Annotated in this window: 15 protein-coding genes and 5 pseudogenes; 10 read left to right on the top strand and 10 right to left on the bottom strand. The window is 75.0% G+C overall.

Annotated features, from left to right (window positions below):
- Nucleotides 1–155 precede the first annotated feature (155 nt).
- Nucleotides 156–1,466 (bottom strand): FtsX-like permease family protein, encoded by a 1,311-nt coding sequence (locus tag ACFF45_RS29680; protein WP_381349789.1) that lies wholly within the window; start codon nucleotides 1,464–1,466, stop codon nucleotides 156–158.
- Between the two features lie 3 nt (nucleotides 1,467–1,469).
- Nucleotides 1,470–2,258: an ABC transporter ATP-binding protein gene (locus ACFF45_RS29675; RefSeq protein ID WP_381349788.1), complete on the bottom strand. Its 789-nt coding sequence runs from the start codon at nucleotides 2,256–2,258 to the stop codon at nucleotides 1,470–1,472.
- A gap of 166 nt (nucleotides 2,259–2,424) precedes the next feature.
- Between ACFF45_RS29675 and ACFF45_RS29670 the strand changes: the two genes are divergently transcribed.
- Genes ACFF45_RS29670 through ACFF45_RS29660 form a run of 3 tightly spaced genes read left to right on the top strand, consistent with a single transcriptional unit; the run spans nucleotide 2,425 to nucleotide 4,711 of the window.
- Nucleotides 2,425–3,102: an ABC transporter permease gene (locus tag ACFF45_RS29670; protein ID WP_381349786.1), complete on the top strand. Its 678-nt coding sequence runs from the start codon at nucleotides 2,425–2,427 to the stop codon at nucleotides 3,100–3,102.
- Nucleotides 3,099–3,770 (top strand): ABC transporter permease, encoded by a 672-nt coding sequence (locus ACFF45_RS29665; RefSeq protein WP_381349785.1) that lies wholly within the window; start codon nucleotides 3,099–3,101, stop codon nucleotides 3,768–3,770. Before ACFF45_RS29670 ends, ACFF45_RS29665 begins: the two co-directional genes overlap by 4 nt.
- Nucleotides 3,767–4,711 (top strand): ABC transporter substrate-binding protein, encoded by a 945-nt coding sequence (locus tag ACFF45_RS29660; protein ID WP_381349784.1) that lies wholly within the window; start codon nucleotides 3,767–3,769, stop codon nucleotides 4,709–4,711. The genes ACFF45_RS29665 and ACFF45_RS29660 overlap by 4 nt, the downstream gene beginning before the upstream one ends.
- 100 nt (nucleotides 4,712–4,811) lie before the next feature.
- Here ACFF45_RS29660 and ACFF45_RS29655 read toward each other — a convergent pair whose 3' ends face one another.
- From ACFF45_RS29655 to ACFF45_RS29635, 5 genes and pseudogenes are all read right to left on the bottom strand, one after another.
- A complete protein-coding gene (locus ACFF45_RS29655; protein WP_381349783.1) occupies nucleotides 4,812–5,966 on the bottom strand; it encodes an ABC transporter ATP-binding protein in 1,155 nt (384 codons plus the stop codon).
- Nucleotides 5,967–6,046: 80 nt separating this feature from the next.
- Nucleotides 6,047–6,703: a LutC/YkgG family protein gene (locus ACFF45_RS29650; RefSeq protein ID WP_381349782.1), complete on the bottom strand. Its 657-nt coding sequence runs from the start codon at nucleotides 6,701–6,703 to the stop codon at nucleotides 6,047–6,049.
- Nucleotides 6,700–8,178, bottom strand: a complete 1,479-nt coding sequence (locus tag ACFF45_RS29645) for a lactate utilization protein B (protein ID WP_381349781.1) — start codon at nucleotides 8,176–8,178, stop codon at nucleotides 6,700–6,702. Before ACFF45_RS29645 ends, ACFF45_RS29650 begins: the two co-directional genes overlap by 4 nt.
- Nucleotides 8,175–8,930, bottom strand: a complete 756-nt coding sequence (locus ACFF45_RS29640; protein WP_381349780.1) for a (Fe-S)-binding protein — start codon at nucleotides 8,928–8,930, stop codon at nucleotides 8,175–8,177. Before ACFF45_RS29640 ends, ACFF45_RS29645 begins: the two co-directional genes overlap by 4 nt.
- Before the next feature lie 56 nt (nucleotides 8,931–8,986).
- Nucleotides 8,987–9,184, bottom strand: a pseudogene (locus tag ACFF45_RS29635) (rhamnulokinase); the annotation flags it as partial.
- On the opposite strand from ACFF45_RS29635, the pseudogene ACFF45_RS29630 reads away from it, so the two are divergent.
- Both ACFF45_RS29630 and ACFF45_RS29625 read left to right on the top strand, forming a co-directional pair.
- Nucleotides 9,180–9,368, top strand: a pseudogene (locus ACFF45_RS29630) (substrate-binding domain-containing protein); the annotation flags it as partial. The pseudogenes ACFF45_RS29635 and ACFF45_RS29630 overlap by 5 nt on opposite strands.
- A gap of 167 nt (nucleotides 9,369–9,535) precedes the next feature.
- Nucleotides 9,536–9,742 (top strand): annotated as a pseudogene (locus tag ACFF45_RS29625) (hypothetical protein); the annotation flags it as partial.
- A gap of 133 nt (nucleotides 9,743–9,875) precedes the next feature.
- On the opposite strand, the gene ACFF45_RS29620 reads toward ACFF45_RS29625, so the two are convergent.
- Nucleotides 9,876–10,106 (bottom strand): adenine nucleotide alpha hydrolase family protein, encoded by a 231-nt coding sequence (locus ACFF45_RS29620; RefSeq protein ID WP_381349779.1) that lies wholly within the window; start codon nucleotides 10,104–10,106, stop codon nucleotides 9,876–9,878.
- A 261-nt stretch (nucleotides 10,107–10,367) separates the two neighbouring features.
- On the opposite strand from ACFF45_RS29620, the pseudogene ACFF45_RS29615 reads away from it, so the two are divergent.
- The 3 genes and pseudogenes from ACFF45_RS29615 (at nucleotide 10,368) to ACFF45_RS29605 (ending at nucleotide 12,502) form a co-directional block, all read left to right on the top strand.
- A pseudogene (locus tag ACFF45_RS29615) lies at nucleotides 10,368–11,241 on the top strand (universal stress protein).
- A gap of 85 nt (nucleotides 11,242–11,326) precedes the next feature.
- Entirely contained in the window at nucleotides 11,327–11,686 is a 360-nt protein-coding gene (locus tag ACFF45_RS29610) for a cation-transporting P-type ATPase (RefSeq protein WP_381349777.1), read from the top strand.
- 210 nt (nucleotides 11,687–11,896) lie between these two features.
- The gene (locus ACFF45_RS29605) at nucleotides 11,897–12,502 is read left to right on the top strand and encodes an Rv1733c family protein (RefSeq protein ID WP_381349776.1); all 606 of its coding nucleotides are present in this window, start codon (nucleotides 11,897–11,899) and stop codon (nucleotides 12,500–12,502) included.
- Nucleotides 12,503–12,554: 52 nt separating this feature from the next.
- Here ACFF45_RS29605 and ACFF45_RS29600 read toward each other — a convergent pair.
- Together ACFF45_RS29600 and ACFF45_RS29595 are read right to left on the bottom strand one after the other, a co-directional pair.
- Nucleotides 12,555–13,106, bottom strand: a pseudogene (locus tag ACFF45_RS29600) (universal stress protein); the annotation flags it as partial.
- A 461-nt stretch (nucleotides 13,107–13,567) separates the two neighbouring features.
- Entirely contained in the window at nucleotides 13,568–14,020 is a 453-nt protein-coding gene (locus ACFF45_RS29595; protein ID WP_381349775.1) for a universal stress protein, read from the bottom strand.
- A gap of 910 nt (nucleotides 14,021–14,930) precedes the next feature.
- Here ACFF45_RS29595 and ACFF45_RS29590 point away from each other — a divergent pair.
- On the top strand, nucleotides 14,931–15,800 hold the full coding sequence (locus tag ACFF45_RS29590; RefSeq protein ID WP_381349773.1) for a potassium channel family protein: 870 nt from the start codon (nucleotides 14,931–14,933) through the stop codon (nucleotides 15,798–15,800).
- Nucleotides 15,801–15,909: 109 nt separating this feature from the next.
- Nucleotides 15,910–16,569, top strand: a complete 660-nt coding sequence (locus ACFF45_RS29585; protein WP_381349772.1) for a universal stress protein — start codon at nucleotides 15,910–15,912, stop codon at nucleotides 16,567–16,569.
- The last annotated feature ends 56 nt before the right edge of the window (nucleotides 16,570–16,625 follow it).

Raw genomic sequence — 16,625 nt, 5'->3', positions numbered from 1 at the left:
CTCGGCCGTCTGCGTGTGTGCGGTGTCTTGGGTCGGCCGTCGGCCGGGGTACGGCGGCGAGGATCAGCCGCCGGCCGGCGTGCGGTGACCGGAGGCAGCCGCCGAGGCGCTTACTGGCCGGTGCACCGCCGGGGCGCCCCGCCCGCGTTCCCCCCTCACGCCGTCACCGCCACCGCCCCCACCGCCGGTGCCCGCAGCACCCGGCGGGCCGTCAGCAGGCTCGTTCCCAGGGTGACCGCCGCCGCGACGGCGGCGACCCCCGCCCACACACCCAGCGTCTGCCCGGGCAGGACCTCGTCGGTGCGGACGACCGTGAACGGGACGATGCCGGCCAGCGCGGCCAGCGTGCCGAGGAAGACGCCGGTGAGGGTCAGCACCAGGCCCTCGGCGCCGACCACCGCCAGCACCTGTCCCGGCGTCGCCCCGGCCAGGCGCTGCTGCCCGAACTCCCGGGCGCGGTAGGCCGTCGCCGCGTACAGCGAGTTGACCAGGATCACGCACACGAACACCACGATGATGCCGACGACCGTGAAGTTGAGCGTCTCCAGATTCCTGGCGTCGGCCGACTTCACCAGCCCCGAGGCCGCGACGGCGTCGCTCTCCACGGCCTGCATGGTCAGCGTCGCCGTGGACACCGCCGTGAACAGGACGAGCGACATCAGGATCCCCGCGAGATGCCCGGTTCGCTGCCGCAGATTGCGCACGGCCAGCCAGCCGCTCGCCCCGGCCGGCGGCAGACCCCGCAGCACACCGCCCAGCAGCCGGGGCGACAGCGTCGCGAACCCCACCGACAGCAGGATCGCCCCGTAGGCGGCCGGCGCCATCAACGCCTCGTCGGTCGCCGAGAACGCGAACGCCGAGCTCACCGACGCGGCACCCGCGACCAGCGCCGCGCACGCGAGGAACGTGCGGACCCGGCCCCGCGGTCCGCGCCGGTGCGCCGCCCGGCGGACCGCGAGGAGGGCCGCCCCGGCCGCCGCGAGCAGCGTGACGCCGACGCCCGAGAGGAGCGCGACCGGCCCGAACACGGCGTCGGCCGAGTCCGCCACCTGGCCACCGTTCCGGAACACCGCCAGCAGCGCCCGGCCGCCGAGCACCGCCGGCCCGATCGCCGCCGCGGCACCCACCAGGGCCACCGCCACCGCCTCACCGGCCACCATCCGCCGGATCTGCCCCGGCGTCGCCCCCGAGCAGCGCAGCAGCTCCAGTTCGGCGGCCCGCTGCCGCACGGTGACCGTCAGGGTGGAGGAGATCGCGAAGAACACCAGCAGCGTGCCGTAGCCGCCGACCACGCCCGCCGACACCGTCAGCGTCTCGGCGCTGACCGCGTCCACGCCGGGCCGGGCGGCCGTGTCGTGCAGCGAGTTGAACGTCATGATGACCGCCGCGCCGAGGAACGCGGCCAGCAGCGTCGCGAGGAACCGCCCGGGCCGGTGCCGGATCGACCGCATCGCCAGTACGAACACCGCTCACACCCCCGCCGGAACGTCGTCGCCCAGGTGCGCCAGCCGCTCGGCGACGGCGTCCGGCGCCGGCGCGTCCAGCCGGCCCGCGAGCCGGCCGTCGGCAAGGAACAGCACCGCGTCGGCGGCGGAGGCGGCCACCGGGTCGTGCGTCACCATCACCACGGTCCGGCCGTGCACCCGGACCGCGTCCCGCAGCAGCCGCAGCACCTCGCGGGCGCTGCGCGAGTCCAGCGCGCCGGTCGGCTCGTCCGCGAAGATCACCCGGGGTTCGGTCACCAGCGCGCGGGCGATCGCGACCCGCTGGCGCTGACCGCCGGACAGCTGCGCGGGCCGGTGCCCGAGCCGGTCGCCGAGGCCGACCGCCGCCAGCACCTCGCGGGCCCGCCGCCGGTCCACCCGCCGCCCGGCCAGCCGCAGCGGCAGCACCGTGTTCTGGGCGACGGTGAGGGTGTCCAGCAGGTTGTACTGCTGGAAGACGAAGCCCACCCGCTCGCGCCGGAACCGGGTCAGCCCGGCCTCCGTGCCCCCGGTCATCTCCGTGCCGTCCACCTGCACGATGCCGCTGTCCGGCCGGTCCAGCCCGGCCGCGCACTGCAACAGCGTGGACTTGCCCGAGCCCGACGGCCCCATCACCGCGGTGAAGGTGCCGCGCCCCAGGCCGAGCGTCACGCCGTCCAGCGCGGTCACCGCGCTGTCGCCGCTGCCGTATGTCTTGGTCACCTTGACCAGCCGCAGCGCCTGGGCGGCGGGCCCCGGGTCCGGCTGCGTCCGTGGTGAGCTGGTGCGGAACATCCTCGTCGCCCTCCGTCCGGCACGCCCTGTGCCTCGCCCACGACGCTACGGACCGCGCGCCCGGACCACACGGGGCGCAGAACCCGGCCGGAGGGTGTACCCAGCGACACCCCGGACGGGTCACCACAACGCGCCGACGCGGTGCGCCGCCCGGTGCAATGGACGCGTGACCGCGCCCCCGGACGACTGCCTCGCGCGCAACGAATGGATCTGCGGCGAGTATCTGACCACCCGCCGCGAGATCCTGCTCGACGCCGTGTTCCAGCACGTGCGGCTGACGTCCGTCTCGGTGCTGGTCGCCCTCGCCCTCGCGCTGCCTCTCGCGGTGCTGGCCCGCCACCGGCGCTGGGCCGCCGGTCCCGTGCTCGCCGTGACGACGATCCTCTACACGATCCCGTCGCTGGCGATGTTCTCGCTGCTGCTGCCCCTGTACGGGCTGTCGGCGACGCTGGTGACCGCCGGACTCGTGCTGTACTCGCTGACCCTGCTGGTGCGCACCCTCCTCGCCGGTCTGCGCGCCGTCCCCGAGGAGACCCGGCAGGCCGCCCGCGGCCTGGGCTACGGCCCCGTCCGGCTGCTCCTCGCCGTCGAACTGCCGCTCGCCGTGCCGGCCGCGATGGCCGGGCTGCGCATCGCCACGGTCTCCGCGGTGTCGCTCGCGACCGTCGGCGCGATCGTCGGGTACGGCGGGCTCGGCAACCTCCTCTACGCGGGCATGAACGCGTACTTCAAGGCACAGGTGCTGACCGCGTCCGTGCTGTGCGTGGTCCTCGCGGTCGCGGCCGACCTGCTCCTGCTGGGCGTGCAGCGGCTGATCACGCCCTGGACCAGGACCCGCGCATGAGCACGCTCACCGCGAGCTGGGACTGGCTCACCGACCCCGCGCACTGGCCGGGCGCCGACGGCATCGGGCGGCGGCTGGCGCAGCACCTGGTGCTCACGGCGGTCTGCCTGGCCGTCAGCTGCCTGATCGCGCTGCCCGTCGCCGTGACACTCGGTCACCTGGGCCGGGGCGGCGCGCTCGCGGTCAACCTCTCCAACGTCGGCCGCGCGGTCCCCACCTTCGCGGTCCTGGTCCTGCTGCTGCTCACGCCCCTCGCCGCCTGGGGCGAGGGGCCGACGGTCGTCGCGCTGGTGCTGTTCGCCGTGCCCCCGCTGCTGACCAGCGCGTACGTCGGCATGCGCGAGGTCGACCGCGACACGGTGCGGGCGGCCCGCGGGATGGGGATGACAGGACGCCAGGTGCTGTTCCGGGTGGAACTGCCGCTCGCCGCGCCGATGATCCTGAACGGCGTGCGGATCGCCGCCGTCCAGCTCGTCGCCACCGCCACCCTCGCCGCCCTGGCCGGCGGGGGAGGGCTGGGCCGGATCATCACGGCCGGGTTCAGCCTGGCCAGTACGCCCCAGGTGGTGGCCGGTGCGGTGCTGGTCGCCGGGTTCGCGCTGCTCGTCGAGGGCCTGTTCGAGGTGGCCGCACGGCTGGCCCCGGCCTGGGCCCGGGGCACGCCGTGAGCGGCCGTGCGGCGCCGCTCGCGGCCGCCCTGCTGGTCCTCGTGACCGCCTGCTCCACCGGCCCCGCCCTGGAGGACCGGGGCACGGTCACCGCGCCACCGGGCGACGGCCGCCGGCTGACCGTCGGCTCGGCCGGCTTCACCGAGAGCGACCTGCTCGCCCAGCTCTACGTCCTGCTGCTGAACCGGGCGGGCTACGAGACGTCCCTGGTCACCGTCGCCAATCGCGAACTGTACGCACCGGCCCTGGAGTCCGGCCGGATCGACGTCGTGCCCGAGTACGCCGCCACCTTCGCCGACTGGCTCAACGCCCGGACCCACGGCCCCGACGCCCCGCCCGCCGGCTCGCCCGACCTCGGCACCACCATGAAGGCGCTGCGCCGCCTGGCCGCGCCCCGCGGCCTGACCGTCCTCGCTCCCGGCCGGGCGGTCGACCAGAACGCCTTCGCCGTGAGCGCCTCCTACGCGCGCCGGCACGGCCTCGAAACCCTCAGCGACCTCGGCAGGTCCGGCCTCAAGGTCCGTCTGGCGGCCGGCGACGAATGCGTGCGGCGCCCGTACTGCGCCCCCGGCCTGCGCGAGACCTACGGCGTCGACGTCACCGCCGTCGACCCCAAGGGCGTCGGCACCACCCAGGCCAAGCGGGCGGTGCAGAGCGGCCGGGACCAGATGGTCCTCACCACCACGACCGACGCCACCCTCGACGAGTTCGGGCTGGTCCTGCTCGCCGACGACAAGCACCTCCAGAACGCCGACCACGTCGTCCCGGTCGTCAACCGCGCCCACGCCGGCGGCCCCGGCGTCACCAGGGCGCTCGGCCGGCTCAACACCGTCCTCACCACCGCCGACCTGGCCGCCCTGAACCGGCAGGTGGACAGCTGGCGCCGGCTGCCGGCGGACGTCGCCCGGGCGTACCTGGCGGACCGGGGGCTGCTCGGCTGACACCCCGGCGGCCCGACACCCCCCGACCCCCCCCCGCCACTCCGGCGCGCTGACGATCCGATGCCCTGAGACCCGGAGGCCCCGGCGCCCGGCGCCGGTGTCAGGCGTCCGCCACGGAGTCGAACGCCACCTGCCCCCGTGCCACTCCCAGGGCGTCCGCGTCCACCGAGCGGCGCAGGGCCTCGTGGAGCCCGGCGGGGGTCAGCACGCCGACGAAGCGGGCGCCCTCCAGGACCGCGACCCAGCCCGCGTCGTGCTGGAGCATGACACCGAAGGCCTGCTTCAGCGGGGCGCCCAGCGGGACCCAGGCGTCCATGCGGCGGGCCAGGTCGCCGACGCGGGCGCTCGCGCCGAGCATGTCGATCCCGACCCAGCCGTGCAGGCCGCCGTCCGCGTCCAGGACGACCGCCCACCGGGCGCCGTCCGCGCGCAGCCGCCCGGCCGCCCGCCCGGACGGCTCGTCCAGGCGGGCGATCGGCGGCTGCTCCAGGTCGCCGGGCTCGATCGGGGTCACCGACAGCCGCTTCAGGCCCCGGTCGGCGCCGACGAACCCGGCGACGTGGGGCGACGCCGGGGTGCCCAGCACCGCGGCGGGCGTGTCGAACTGCTCGATCCGCCCCTGCCCGTACACCGCGATCCGGTCACCGAGGCGGACCGCCTCCTCGATGTCGTGGGTGACCATCAGCACCGTCTTGCGCACCGCGGCCTGCATCCGCAGGAACTCGTCCTGCAACTGCTCCCGCACCACCGGGTCGACCGCCCCGAACGGCTCGTCCATCAGCAGCACCGGCGGATCGGCCGCCAGCGCCCGCGCCACCCCGACCCGCTGCCGCTGGCCGCCCGACAGCTGGTGCGGGTAGCGCGGCCCGTACGTCCGCGGATCCAGGCCCACCAGGTCGAGCAGCTCCGCCGCCCGGGCCCGCGCCCTCGCCCGCTTCCAGCCGACCAGCGACGGCACGGTCGCCGTGTTGTCGAGGACCGTGCGGTGCGGGAAGAGGCCGACCTGCTGGATGACGTACCCGATGCGCCGGCGCAGCCGTACCGGGTCGACCGTGGCGACGTCCTCGCCGCCCACCAGGATCCGGCCCGAGGTGGGCTCGATCAGCCGGTTGACCATCATCACGGTCGTCGTCTTGCCGCACCCCGAGGGCCCCACCAGCGTGACGAGTTCGCCCTCCGACACCTCGAAGGACAGCCCGTCCACGGCGGTCGTACCGTCCGGATACCGCTTGCCGACCTGCTCGAACCGGATCACGACCTCACGCTAGCGGCACCGTACGGCCCCCGCTCACCGGCGGCGGCCCGCCGCGGGGTGAATCGAACAGAGCACACCGCTCACGCAGGGGCCCGGTCGCCCACCAGCACCACCTCCAGGGTGCGCGGACCGTGCACGCCCTCGACCCGGTCCAGCTCGATGTCACTGGTCGCCGAGGGACCGGAGATCCATGTCAGCGGACGGGCCGGGTCGAGGCGTTCCAGGGCCTGCGGGACGGAGGCGACGACCTGCTCCGGCACCCGCACGACACAGATGTGGTGGTCCGGCACGAGCGTGATCCGGCGGCGGCCCTGGTCGGGACCGCCGTCCAGGACGATCGTGCCGGTCTCGGCGACGGCCACCGCGCAGCCGGTGACCACGCTGTCGATCCGGTCGAGCTGCTCCGGGGTGCTCTCGACGCGGTCCGGAACCTGCTCGGCGCCGGCCCGCGCGAGCCAGGACGGCGCGAGGCCCGGCGGCACCAGCACCGTCCTCGCCCGCCGCGCGGCCAGCAGCCCGGCGAGGGTGTCGGCCAGGCCGGCGGCGGTGCAGCGGTGCACGACCGCCCGGTAGTCCGCCAGGTTCTCGGCGAGCAGCTCCACCGTCCGCTGCGCCGACAGCTCCCCGTGCGCCCGCAGATAGTCCCGGGGGACCGCCTGCTCGTACGGCGCGTCGTCCCCGGGCACGTCCGCGAGCGCGCGCCGCACCCGGCCCAGGATCCGCTCCCTGCCGCTCACCGCGCGCCGTCCGTTCCTCCGTGCGTGCGCTGCCACCAGTCCCGGAACGGCTCGGCGGGCACCGCCGGCAGATCCCGGCTGCCGCTCCAGGCCCGGCCGGGCCCCGGAAGCGTGCGCGGATGCAGGCGGCGGGTGCGCGAGGCGAGCCGCTGGCCGGCCCGCAGCGCACCGGGGTGGGCGAACGCCCAGCGGGCCGCCCGCATCACCGCCCGCTCGGCGGCATGCCCCTTGGCGGGCTTCAGCACGACCTTGTTGCCGCCGCGGACCACCGGCCCGCCCGCCACCACCCGCTCCCGCAGGTGCACCAGCACCTCCGGGATGTCGATCGCCACCGGGCACACGTCGTAACAGGCCCCGCAGAGTGACGAGGCGTACGGCAGCGAGGCGTCGATCGCGCTGCCCGTACCCCGCAGCTGAGGGCTGAGGATCGCGCCGATCGGCCCCGGGTAGACCGAGCCGTAGGCGTGCCCGCCCGCCCGCTCGTACACCGGGCAGACGTTCAGACACGCCGAGCAGCGGATGCAGCGCAGGGCCTGCCGCCCGACCTCGTCGGCGAGCGTGTCGGTGCGGCCGTTGTCGAGCAGCACCAGGTGGAAGGCGCGCGGGCCGTCCTCGTCGGTGGTGCCCGTCCACGTGCTGGTGTACGGGTTCATCCGCTCCGCCGTCGAGGAGCGGGGCAGGGTCTGCAGGAACACCTCCAGGTCCCGCCAGGCCGGCACGACCTTCTCGATGCCGACGACCGAGATCAGCGTCTCGGGGAGGGTGAGGCACATGCGCCCGTTGCCCTCGGACTCCACCACCACCAGCGTGCCCGTCTCGGCGACCATGAAGTTGGCGCCGGAGACGCCGACCTTGGCGCGCAGGAACTTCTCCCGCAGGTGCAGCCGGGCGGCCTCGGCCAGCTCGGCGGGCGTGTCGGTGAGGCCGTCGGGGGCCGGGCGGCCCCACGCCCCCATCTCGCGGGCGAAGACGTCCCGGATCTCACCGCGGTTGCGGTGGATCGCCGGCACCAGGATGTGCGAGGGCCGGTCCCGGCCCAGCTGCACGATCAGCTCGGCGAGATCCGTCTCGTAGGCCCGGATCCCCTCCGCCTCCAGCGCCTCGTTGAGCCCGATCTCCTGGGTGGCCATCGACTTGACCTTGACGACCTCCGTCTGGCCGGTCGCCCGGACCAGTTCGGCGACGATCCGGTTGGCCTCGTCGGCGTCGACCGCCCAGTGGACGGTGCCGCCCGCCGCCGTCACCGACTCCTCCAGCTGCTCCAGATAGCGGTCGAGGTGACGGAGCGTGTGGTCCTTGATGCGCCGCCCGGCCTCGCGCAGCCGCGCCCAGTCGGAGACCTCGGCGACCGCCGTCTCCCGCTTGGCGCGGATGGTGTGCGTGGCGTGCCGCAGGTTGCCGCGCAGGGTGGGGTTGCGCACCGCCTCGTGCGCGGCCGCCGGGAAGGCCGGCATGCCGACGAACGTTCCGCTCACAGTGCCGGTTCCTCCTCCGTGCTCGCCAGGATCTCCGCGATGTGCACCGGCCGCATCCCGGTGCGCAGCCGGCTCATGGTGCCGCCGATGTGCAGCAGGCAGGAGCTGTCCGCCGCGCACAGCACCTCCGCGCCGGTCGACTCGGCGTTGCGCACCTTGTCGGCGCCCATCGCCGCCGAGACGTCGGCGTTCTTCACCGCGAAGGTGCCGCCGAACCCGCAGCACTCCTGCGCGCCCGGCAACTCGACCAGTTCCAGCCCCCGCACCGCCTCCAGCAGCCTGCGGGGCCGGTCCCCGAGGCCCAGCCCGCGCAGTCCGTGGCAGGTCGGGTGGTACGTCACCCGGTGCGGGTAGTACGCGCCGACGTCCGTCACCCCCAGCACGTCCACCAGGAACTCGCTGAGTTCGTACGTCTTCTGCACCACCGGCGCCAGCGCGGTCGCCAGCGCCGTCCCGCGCCCCTCGGCCCGTGCCCGCGCCCCCATGCGCGGATACAGCTCCCGCACCATCGCCCCGCACGACCCGGACGGGGTCACGATCGCCTCGTACTCCCCGAAGACCTCCGAGAAGTGCCGGGCCAGTGGCTCCGCCTCCCGCCGGTAGCCGGTGTTGTAGTGGGCCTGCCCGCAGCAGGTCTGGGCCATCGGGAAGTCGACCTCGACGCCCAGTCTGGTCAGCAGACTCACCACGGCGCGCCCGGTGTCCGGACAGAGCGTGTCGTTGACACAGGTCAGGAACAGGGCGACACGCATCGCGGCTCCTCGGGGTCGATCATCCGACGTGTGCAGGGTAGTGCGGGGCGCGAGCCGACGCCCGGCCGCGCGGCCACGCCGTACGACCAGTCCCGTGTCCGGGGGCCGCCGAACTGGGTCGTCGAGGCGTTGGCGAGCTCGGTGCCCTGTTCCCCGGTGAGCCAGTACGACAGCAGGCCGGGGGTGAGCAACAGGCCCTCGGCGTGCGCGAACCGGGCGCTCGGGCGGGCGGCGGCGAGCTGGTACGGGGAGTTCGCCGCCGCGGCCGCCGTACCGCTGACGTCCGTACGCCGGCCCGCCGTCAGGATGGGCGCCCTGGCGGCCGGCCTGCTGCTGGAGGAGAGCGGGCGGGACGGCGGCCCGGCCCGGCACGAACACCGCCGGGTCGTGCTCCAGCCGGAACTGGTGGTCCGCCGCTCCCGCCTCCCGGGCCGCTGACCGCCGTCCGGCCCGCACCCGGCGCCCCTGACCCGCCGGTCAGCACCGCAGGCACCCGTCCCTGACCCGGCGTTCAGCAGCCGTGCGTGATCCCCGGCGGTGGCGGGCGGCGCGCGATGTACTGAACCGGGACGCGGTCCGCAACCTCGTCCGCACCGGGAGCCCCGTTGAGCGTCTGCCGCCAGCCCGGCGTCGTCCTCACCGACCGCCACTTCACCGTGCCCCTCGACCACGACGACCCGGCGGGGGAGACCGTCGACCTCTACGTCCGCGAGGTCGTCGCGAGCGACAGGGCGGGCCAGGACCTGCCTGGGTCACCGACGAGTTCGAGCACGACGGGGTGCGGGCGGGCGGACCCCGGGTCCTGGACCGGCTGCTGGCCCTCGCCCGCGACGAAGTGTGCCGTCCCGCCCGGGGGGTGGCTCGCCGACCAGGCCGGGACACCCCTGAAGTCACAGCACATGTGAGCGCTGCGGCGTCGCAAGCCGCGGAGGCGTCACCGACGGGTCATGGCCTGTCAGCATCCCGGCTTCCGCCACGCACCACGGCGACGGGGCAGTGCGCGTGGCGCAGCGGGGCCTGGCCGACCGAGCCGAGCAGGGCGGGCATCGACGGCCCCCCGAAGGCGTGCACGAGCCGTAGGCCCACGCCGCGCGGGCCGGCCACCCGTGCCCCGATCTCCACCGGGTGCGGGCTCGATGGCGAGCCGTCCACTCCCACGACGACCGGATGCGCCACGACAGTTCCTCCTTCTCACCTGCCTCCTCACCTGCCGGCCGGTCCCTGACGGCCGCTCGGGCCGGCCGGCGCTGGTGTGCCGCCGCGGGTGCGCCGCCGCGCTCCGTCCAGCCTTCGCCGGCGTGCGACACCCCGCATGGTGCGGTGCGAGAGACGAGCCGGCCGGCGGTGCGGAGCCGTGGCGTGGCGGCACCCGACGGCAGGGGTGAGGCTGGAAGAGACAGTGCACGGACGGGTGTCGCGGAGATCCCTGGAGGTGCCATGACCGGTGCGGACGGGCGTCGGACGATCGTGGTGGGCGTCGACCCGGACCCCGCGAAGCGGTTGGCCCTCGCCTGGGCCGCCGACGAGGCGGATCGGCGTCACCTGCCGCTGCGGCTCGTCCTCGCCCAGGGCGTGCCGACCGGCGGATACCGGTCGGGGAAGGAACGGCCGTCCTGGGAGGAGTGGAACCGCGCGCTGCACGGGCTGGGTGCTCAGCTGCTCGAGGAGGCGGTCGCCTTCGTCGAGTCCCGGTGTCCGGCGGTGGAGGTGTCGACGCTGCTGGCGGAAGGAGAGCCGGCGTGGGTCCTGCGCGAGGAGGCTCGGGGCGCCGCCCTGGTCGTGGTGGGCTCCTGGCACCTGAGCAGGCGGCGCGGGATGTTCTCCGCGGCCTCCGTGGTCCTCCCGCTCACCGCCCACGCTCCCTGCCCGGTCGCGGTGGTGCCGGAGCCGGAGCACGTCGCCGGGCAGCCCGCGTACTTCGTGGTCGGTGTCGACGGCAGCCGGCATTCGGCCGCGGCGGTGGACGTGGCGTTCGGGGAGGCGGCTCTGCGCGGAGCGCTTGTGCGGGCCCTGTATGTGTGGCATCCGCCGCTTCTCGGTGTCCTCGACGAGGAAGCCGCGGTGGGGGAGTGCCGCCGGGTGCTCTCGGAGGCGGTCGCGGGCCGCACCGCGAGGCACCCGGGGACAGAGCTGCACCACGAGGTGGTCCGCGGGCACCCGGTGCAGGTCCTGACGGGGGGCCTCGGAACACGCCCTGGGCCTGGTCGTGGGAACCAGGGGGCGCGGAGGGTTCGCCGGCATGCTGCTGGGCTCGGTCAGCCAGGGCGTGCTGCACCACGCCCGCTGCCCCGTCATCACGGTCCCGGCGTGAGGCGGCGAACGGCCCGGTACCTGTCTCCCGGAGGGTCCTGTCCTCGCCGGCCGGCCCGTCGCACGATGAGAGGGCGCCGACGGTCATGAGCGGCGAACCGGCGAGTGCGGACCCGCTGGAACCGGACGGAGGGAGGGACGAGGCGGTCGCTGCCACGTCCGGTACCAGCCCGCGTCCCCCGGTGCCGGGACTCCCCGCCGGAGAGGTCTTCACCGCGCTGGGCACGTCGCGGCGCGGCCTGCCCCTCGCTCAGGCCCGGGCCAGGCTGGAGAGGTACGGGTCCAACGAGCTGCCGCGCGTTGGGCGCCCTGCCGTGTGGCGGCATGCGGGGGCGCAGTACAGGAGATCCACACGGCGTTCCAGTGAATCGCCCGATGCCGAGCATGCCGGGCCGCTCGCCACCGCGGCGGGGCCGGGTGCCGGACCGCGGCCGTTCCCCGGATGACCGCACGACCGGGTGACGGCATGACCGGATGGCCGCATGGCCGGTGCCCGATGACCGGATGCGCGGGAGACGGACTGCGTCGACGTCGGCCCCTGCGGGACCGACGTCGTGTCCGTGAGGACCTTCGGCCCTGTGACCGAAGGCGTCGCCGTCCGATACTGGGACGACAGTGATGGGGTCACGGACCAGCGAACCGCTGGAGGCCGAGTCATGAGTGCACGGAAGCTGCCGCACGCGTCCGGTCCGGTCCCGCCGCACAGGAAGCATGTGCCGAACGGGGCGAACCCCCTGCGACGCACGTCCGACAGGTGCGAGTCCTGGTTCCGCGCCTTGCTGATGCTGGTCCTCGTCCTCGGCCTGCCGGTGGCCGCGCTCAGCGCGGGGCCGGCGGCGTACGAGTCGTCGATGCGCACCGTGCGGATCCAGTCGGCCGAGCGGCAGCAGGCCGACGCCCGGGTCGCGTCGATCACTGAGCGGGTCGGCGAGGCGACGAAGCGGCAGGCGCGGGTCCACTGGGCCGACGACAGGGGAACGGAGCGGACGGGAACCACCCTGGTGGAGCGGGACACGCCCGAGGGCGCCACCGTGAGGGTGTGGGTGACCGGCGACGGGGCCGTCACCAGCCCGCCGATGACCCAGCCCCAGGCCGTGACCACTGGCTGGTTCGCGGGCGGTGCGGCGGCCACGGCCGTGGCCGCCGGGGTCTTCGCCGCGCGGGCAGGCGTGCGTCACGTACTGGACCGGAGGAGGTTCGCGCAGTGGGGCGCCGAGTGGGAGCAGGTGGAGCCCCTGTGGGCCGGGAGGTTCCGCCGGTGACGGGAAGGCCTGTGCGCCGCCGGACCGCCGCCGAGGGACGCGCCCGCTGCCTCGCGCCAGGCCACGTCCACGCGTGCAGGGCGACGACTCGCGCGCCCTGCGCGGCGGCCTCCTCCAGGGCGAACCGGGCGGCCGCCGCGCCGGCGGGGGATCCGTCGGCCCCGAGCAGGATCGGCCCGGACGGGGCTGCCTGCTCCCGTACGACGAGGACGGGACACCGTGCGTGGGCCGCGAGCCCGGTCGCGGTCGAGCCCAGCAGCAGGGCTGTGAACCCGCCCCGGCCTCCGCTGCCCACCACGATCAGTTGCGACGACCGGGACTGCTGCTCCAGCACGGTCCGTGGTTCGCCGGTCAGGACCAGCCCCGAGACGTCGATGGCCGGTGCGATCGACCGTGTCCGGGCCACCGCGTCGTCCACCAGGTGCTTCGCTTCCTCGCGGAGCCGGTCCGTGGCCGCCCGGGCCGGCACGGGATCCCATGCCACGGCCGGCGGCCAGGTCCGCACGTGCACCACGCGCAGCGTGGCATCACGGTACTCGGACTCCCGGGCCGCCCAGGCGACGGCGTCGAGGCTGCGCTCCGAACCGTCGCCTCCTACGGTCACCAAGCTGCTCAGTGCTTCTCCTTCCGTCCCGAGGCTCCGAGCCCCCGCGACAGCCCGCGGTCCGCGTCCCGCGGGTCCCCGCGTCACCAGCGGGTCCCATCCGGGCACGAGGGCCGAGCGGTCCCGCCGCCGTGAGCGGCGTCCAGCGAGTCGCGTCCGCCGAGGTACCCGAGCCTGCGTCCCCGAGGCTCCGAGCCCCCGCGACAGCCCGCGGTCCGCGTCCCGCGGGTCCCCGCGTCACCAGCGGGTCCCATCCGGGCACGAGGGCCGAGCGGTCCCGCCGCCGTGAGCGGCGTCCAGCGAGCCGCGTCCGCCGAGGTACCCGAGCCTGCGTCAGGGACGCCCGGCTCCGGACGACACCGGCCGCAGGAGCACGAGCCGAGACAAAGATCAAATCCAGGATCGGCGAGGGCCTGGTCGTCCCGCACCGCGCGGTGAGCAGGCGATCCGCGCGGTGCGGTTCAATGGGCCGAACGCTGCTCCTCGGGGACCACCACCACCGGGCAGGTGGCGTGCTGCGCGCAGCGCTGGCTGACCGACCCGAGCATCGCTCTCGCGAAGCCGCCCCGGCCCCGGCGGCCCACGACAAGGAGTTCGGCGCCCTCGGAGGCCTGGATCAGAGCCTCGGACGGGTCACCCTCGACAAGGTGCTCCTTCAGACGCGCCGGACGCTCGCCGGGGAACACGGCACGCAGCTCTTCGGCGAAGACCGACCGTGCTTGCTCGAGGTCGAAGTCGGGATCGATCGCCGGTCCGCTCCAGCCCCTGGCGGAGGGCGTGTCCCATACGTGGATCGCCTCCACGACACCGCCCACGTTCCGTGCGTACCGGTCGGCCCACCGCAGGGCGGCGTGAGACGAGGGGGATCCGTCCAGGCCCACGACCACCCGTGGTACCGCTTCGGGAGATTGCATGGTCACCTCACTCAGCAACTGCTCTCTGCCCTTCCCACGCTGCCGCGACCCCCGCCGTCGCGCCAGCCGAGAGGAGCGTCCGGCGGCGGAGCGGGCGGGGGCGCGCGGACGGCCCGGACTGACGTCGCGATGCCGGCCCAGTGACGGGGCGGCACCGGTCGAGCGATGCGAGACTGAGCCGTGGGCGGACGGCAGCCGCGGGAGGCCGCGGGTGCCGGTGGGCGTGAGGCTTCCCGCCGGCGGTTCACCGGCGGTGCGTCACTGCCGATCGGCGATGTGCTCTCCCGTACGGACGGCGCGGGTAGCACAGGACGAAGCCGTCCGGTTCGCCCGCCGCCTCGACGACCGCACCGGCTCCGGGCTCCTCGGAGAGTTCGGCGATCACCCGGTGGTTCGGCGGCATCGGCCGGCCGCGGTCGGGCCGCGGCCTCCGGTCTCGCGGTGGACAGGTCCGCCACGGTGATCCGACGGGGCGACGGGAGCCGCGCGACGACGGCCGCGGCGAGACCGACGGGGCCCGCACCCACCACCAGGACGTCTCGGCTCCCATGTCCGTTCCGCACCCCCGCCTCGTAGGCGGTGGGAGGGACGTGCAGAGGACGGCCGCGTCACCGACGGGGGAGGTCCCACGGCCGTCGGCGAGTGGCGATGTCGGCGAACGGCACCCGTGACATCGCCGATGCCGACGACACCGCCGTATCGCCGACATCCAGAGCGGCACCACGCGATGGCCGACCGGGCCGTCACCGTCGCCCCCCCGGGGAAGCCCCGCGCTGGTGCTCCCGACGAGTTGATCCGGGGGAAGCGGGCCGTGAGCGCGGCGATTCGGCCCGACGGCGGTGTCATGGCCGGCCTACGCTCCGGAAGCCCCAGTCGGCTTCGGGGGACCGGACCGCGGGAGGAGGTACAGGTGGAGTGGTTGGTCTCCCTGCTGGGCGCGGGGCTCGTCATGGTCACCCTGCGGGACCTGTTCCACACGCTGTGGCACCCCACCCGTCACGGCGGCCTGAGCCGCCTCGTCATGACGGCGCTGTGGCGACTGGCCCGGCGCTTCCGTACCCGCGGGCGGGTGGTCGGGCTGGTCGGCCCGCTCGCCATGGTCACGGTCGTGGGCGTGTGGGCCGGCACCGTCGTCCTCGGCTGGGCGATCGTCTACTGGCCCCACATGCCCGCGGCCTTCACCTTCTCGCCCGGTTCCGAGGCGGCACAGGAGCCGGCGCTGCTCGACTCGGTGTACCTGTCGCTCGTCACGGTCGCGACCCTGGGGCTGGGGGACATCACGCCCGGCGAAGGATGGCTGCGCCTGGTCTCGCCGCTGGAGGCCCTCGTCGGCTTCGCCCTCCTGACGGCCACGGTCTCCTGGGTGCTGGAGATCTACCCGGCCCTGACACGCAGAAGGGTCCTGGCCGTCCGGCTGGCACTCCTGCGCGACGCGGACCCGGCGACGCGACAGCTCGACAGCACCGCGGGAGCACTGCTGCTGGACGGCCTGGCCGTCGAAGTGGCCCGCGTGCGGATCGACTTCACGCAGTACGCCGAGGCGTACTACTTCCACGACGGGGAGGACCACTCGTCGCTGGCGGCCACGGTCGGCTACGCCGCCGCGCTCGCCGAGCACGGGCAGGCGGCCGGGAGGCCGGACGTACGACTGGCGGGCCGGCTGCTCGCCGGTGCGCTGGCTGATCTCGCCGCCATCCTCGACCAGCGTTTCCTGCACACGGGCGGCACACCGACGGACGTCTTCGCGGCCTACGCCGCCGACCACGGGCGGGCGTCGTGAACCGGCACGACGACGAGGGCCGGATGCCAGGCGTTCGCACCGGAGGCCCCGCGGGGCGCGCCCGGCCGACGGGAGGTGCGGAGCACGTCCCGCCACCTGACCGTTCGGCGTGGACGGCTCGGCCGAAAGCCTCCATGCGGCGCAGTGGGCCGCCGATGAGCCGCTGCTCCGCGGGCCGGCACTGCGCGTAGCGGTCGCCGACCAGTGGTCCGGCGCCGCCCCCGCTCCGGCGGCGCCCGCACGGGAGCAGCACCGGTGGGCCGACAGGGTGCTCGCCGGTACCGCGAGCGACGTGTCGAAGCACCACCCCGGGCTCACGGCCGCCACGGTGCGCCTGTCCGGCCGCCCCGCACCGGAACTGGCTGCTCGGGCGGCCGAGGCGGAACTACTGGTGCTCGGCTCACGAGGCCTCGGCCGCGTCAGAGGTTTCCTGGTGGGGCCGGTCGGCCTGGCCACGATCGGCGCCACCGGGCAACCGGTCGTGCTCGTACGGGGAACGGGACCCCCGCACGATGAGCGAGCGGTCCCTCACCACGGCCTTCGCCGCGACGTGGTCGTCGGGGTGGACATCCACCATGCCTGCGACGCCCTCCTGGCATTCGCGTTCGAAGAGGCCGCGCTGCGCGGATGTGCCCTCCGGGCCGTCCACGGCTGGTCACTGCCGCCGGTCGTCCGCGACGCCGGCGCTCTCGCGGCGGCCGAGCGGGACATGGGGCCGGACATCGCCCGGCGTCTCACCGACATGCTGCTGCCCCGGCGGGAGCGCTAGCACCAAGGCCGTGAAGTTTGCGGCTGGTGCGTGTTGTCAAGGGCCTGCGCTCGCGA

Origin of the sequence: Streptomyces cinereospinus (assembly GCF_042430725.1) — a bacterium.
GTDB lineage: Bacteria > Actinomycetota > Actinomycetes > Streptomycetales > Streptomycetaceae > Streptomyces > Streptomyces cinereospinus.
The sequence above is the reverse complement of the archived record's forward strand: the minus strand, read 5'-3'. Positions and strand labels throughout refer to the sequence as shown.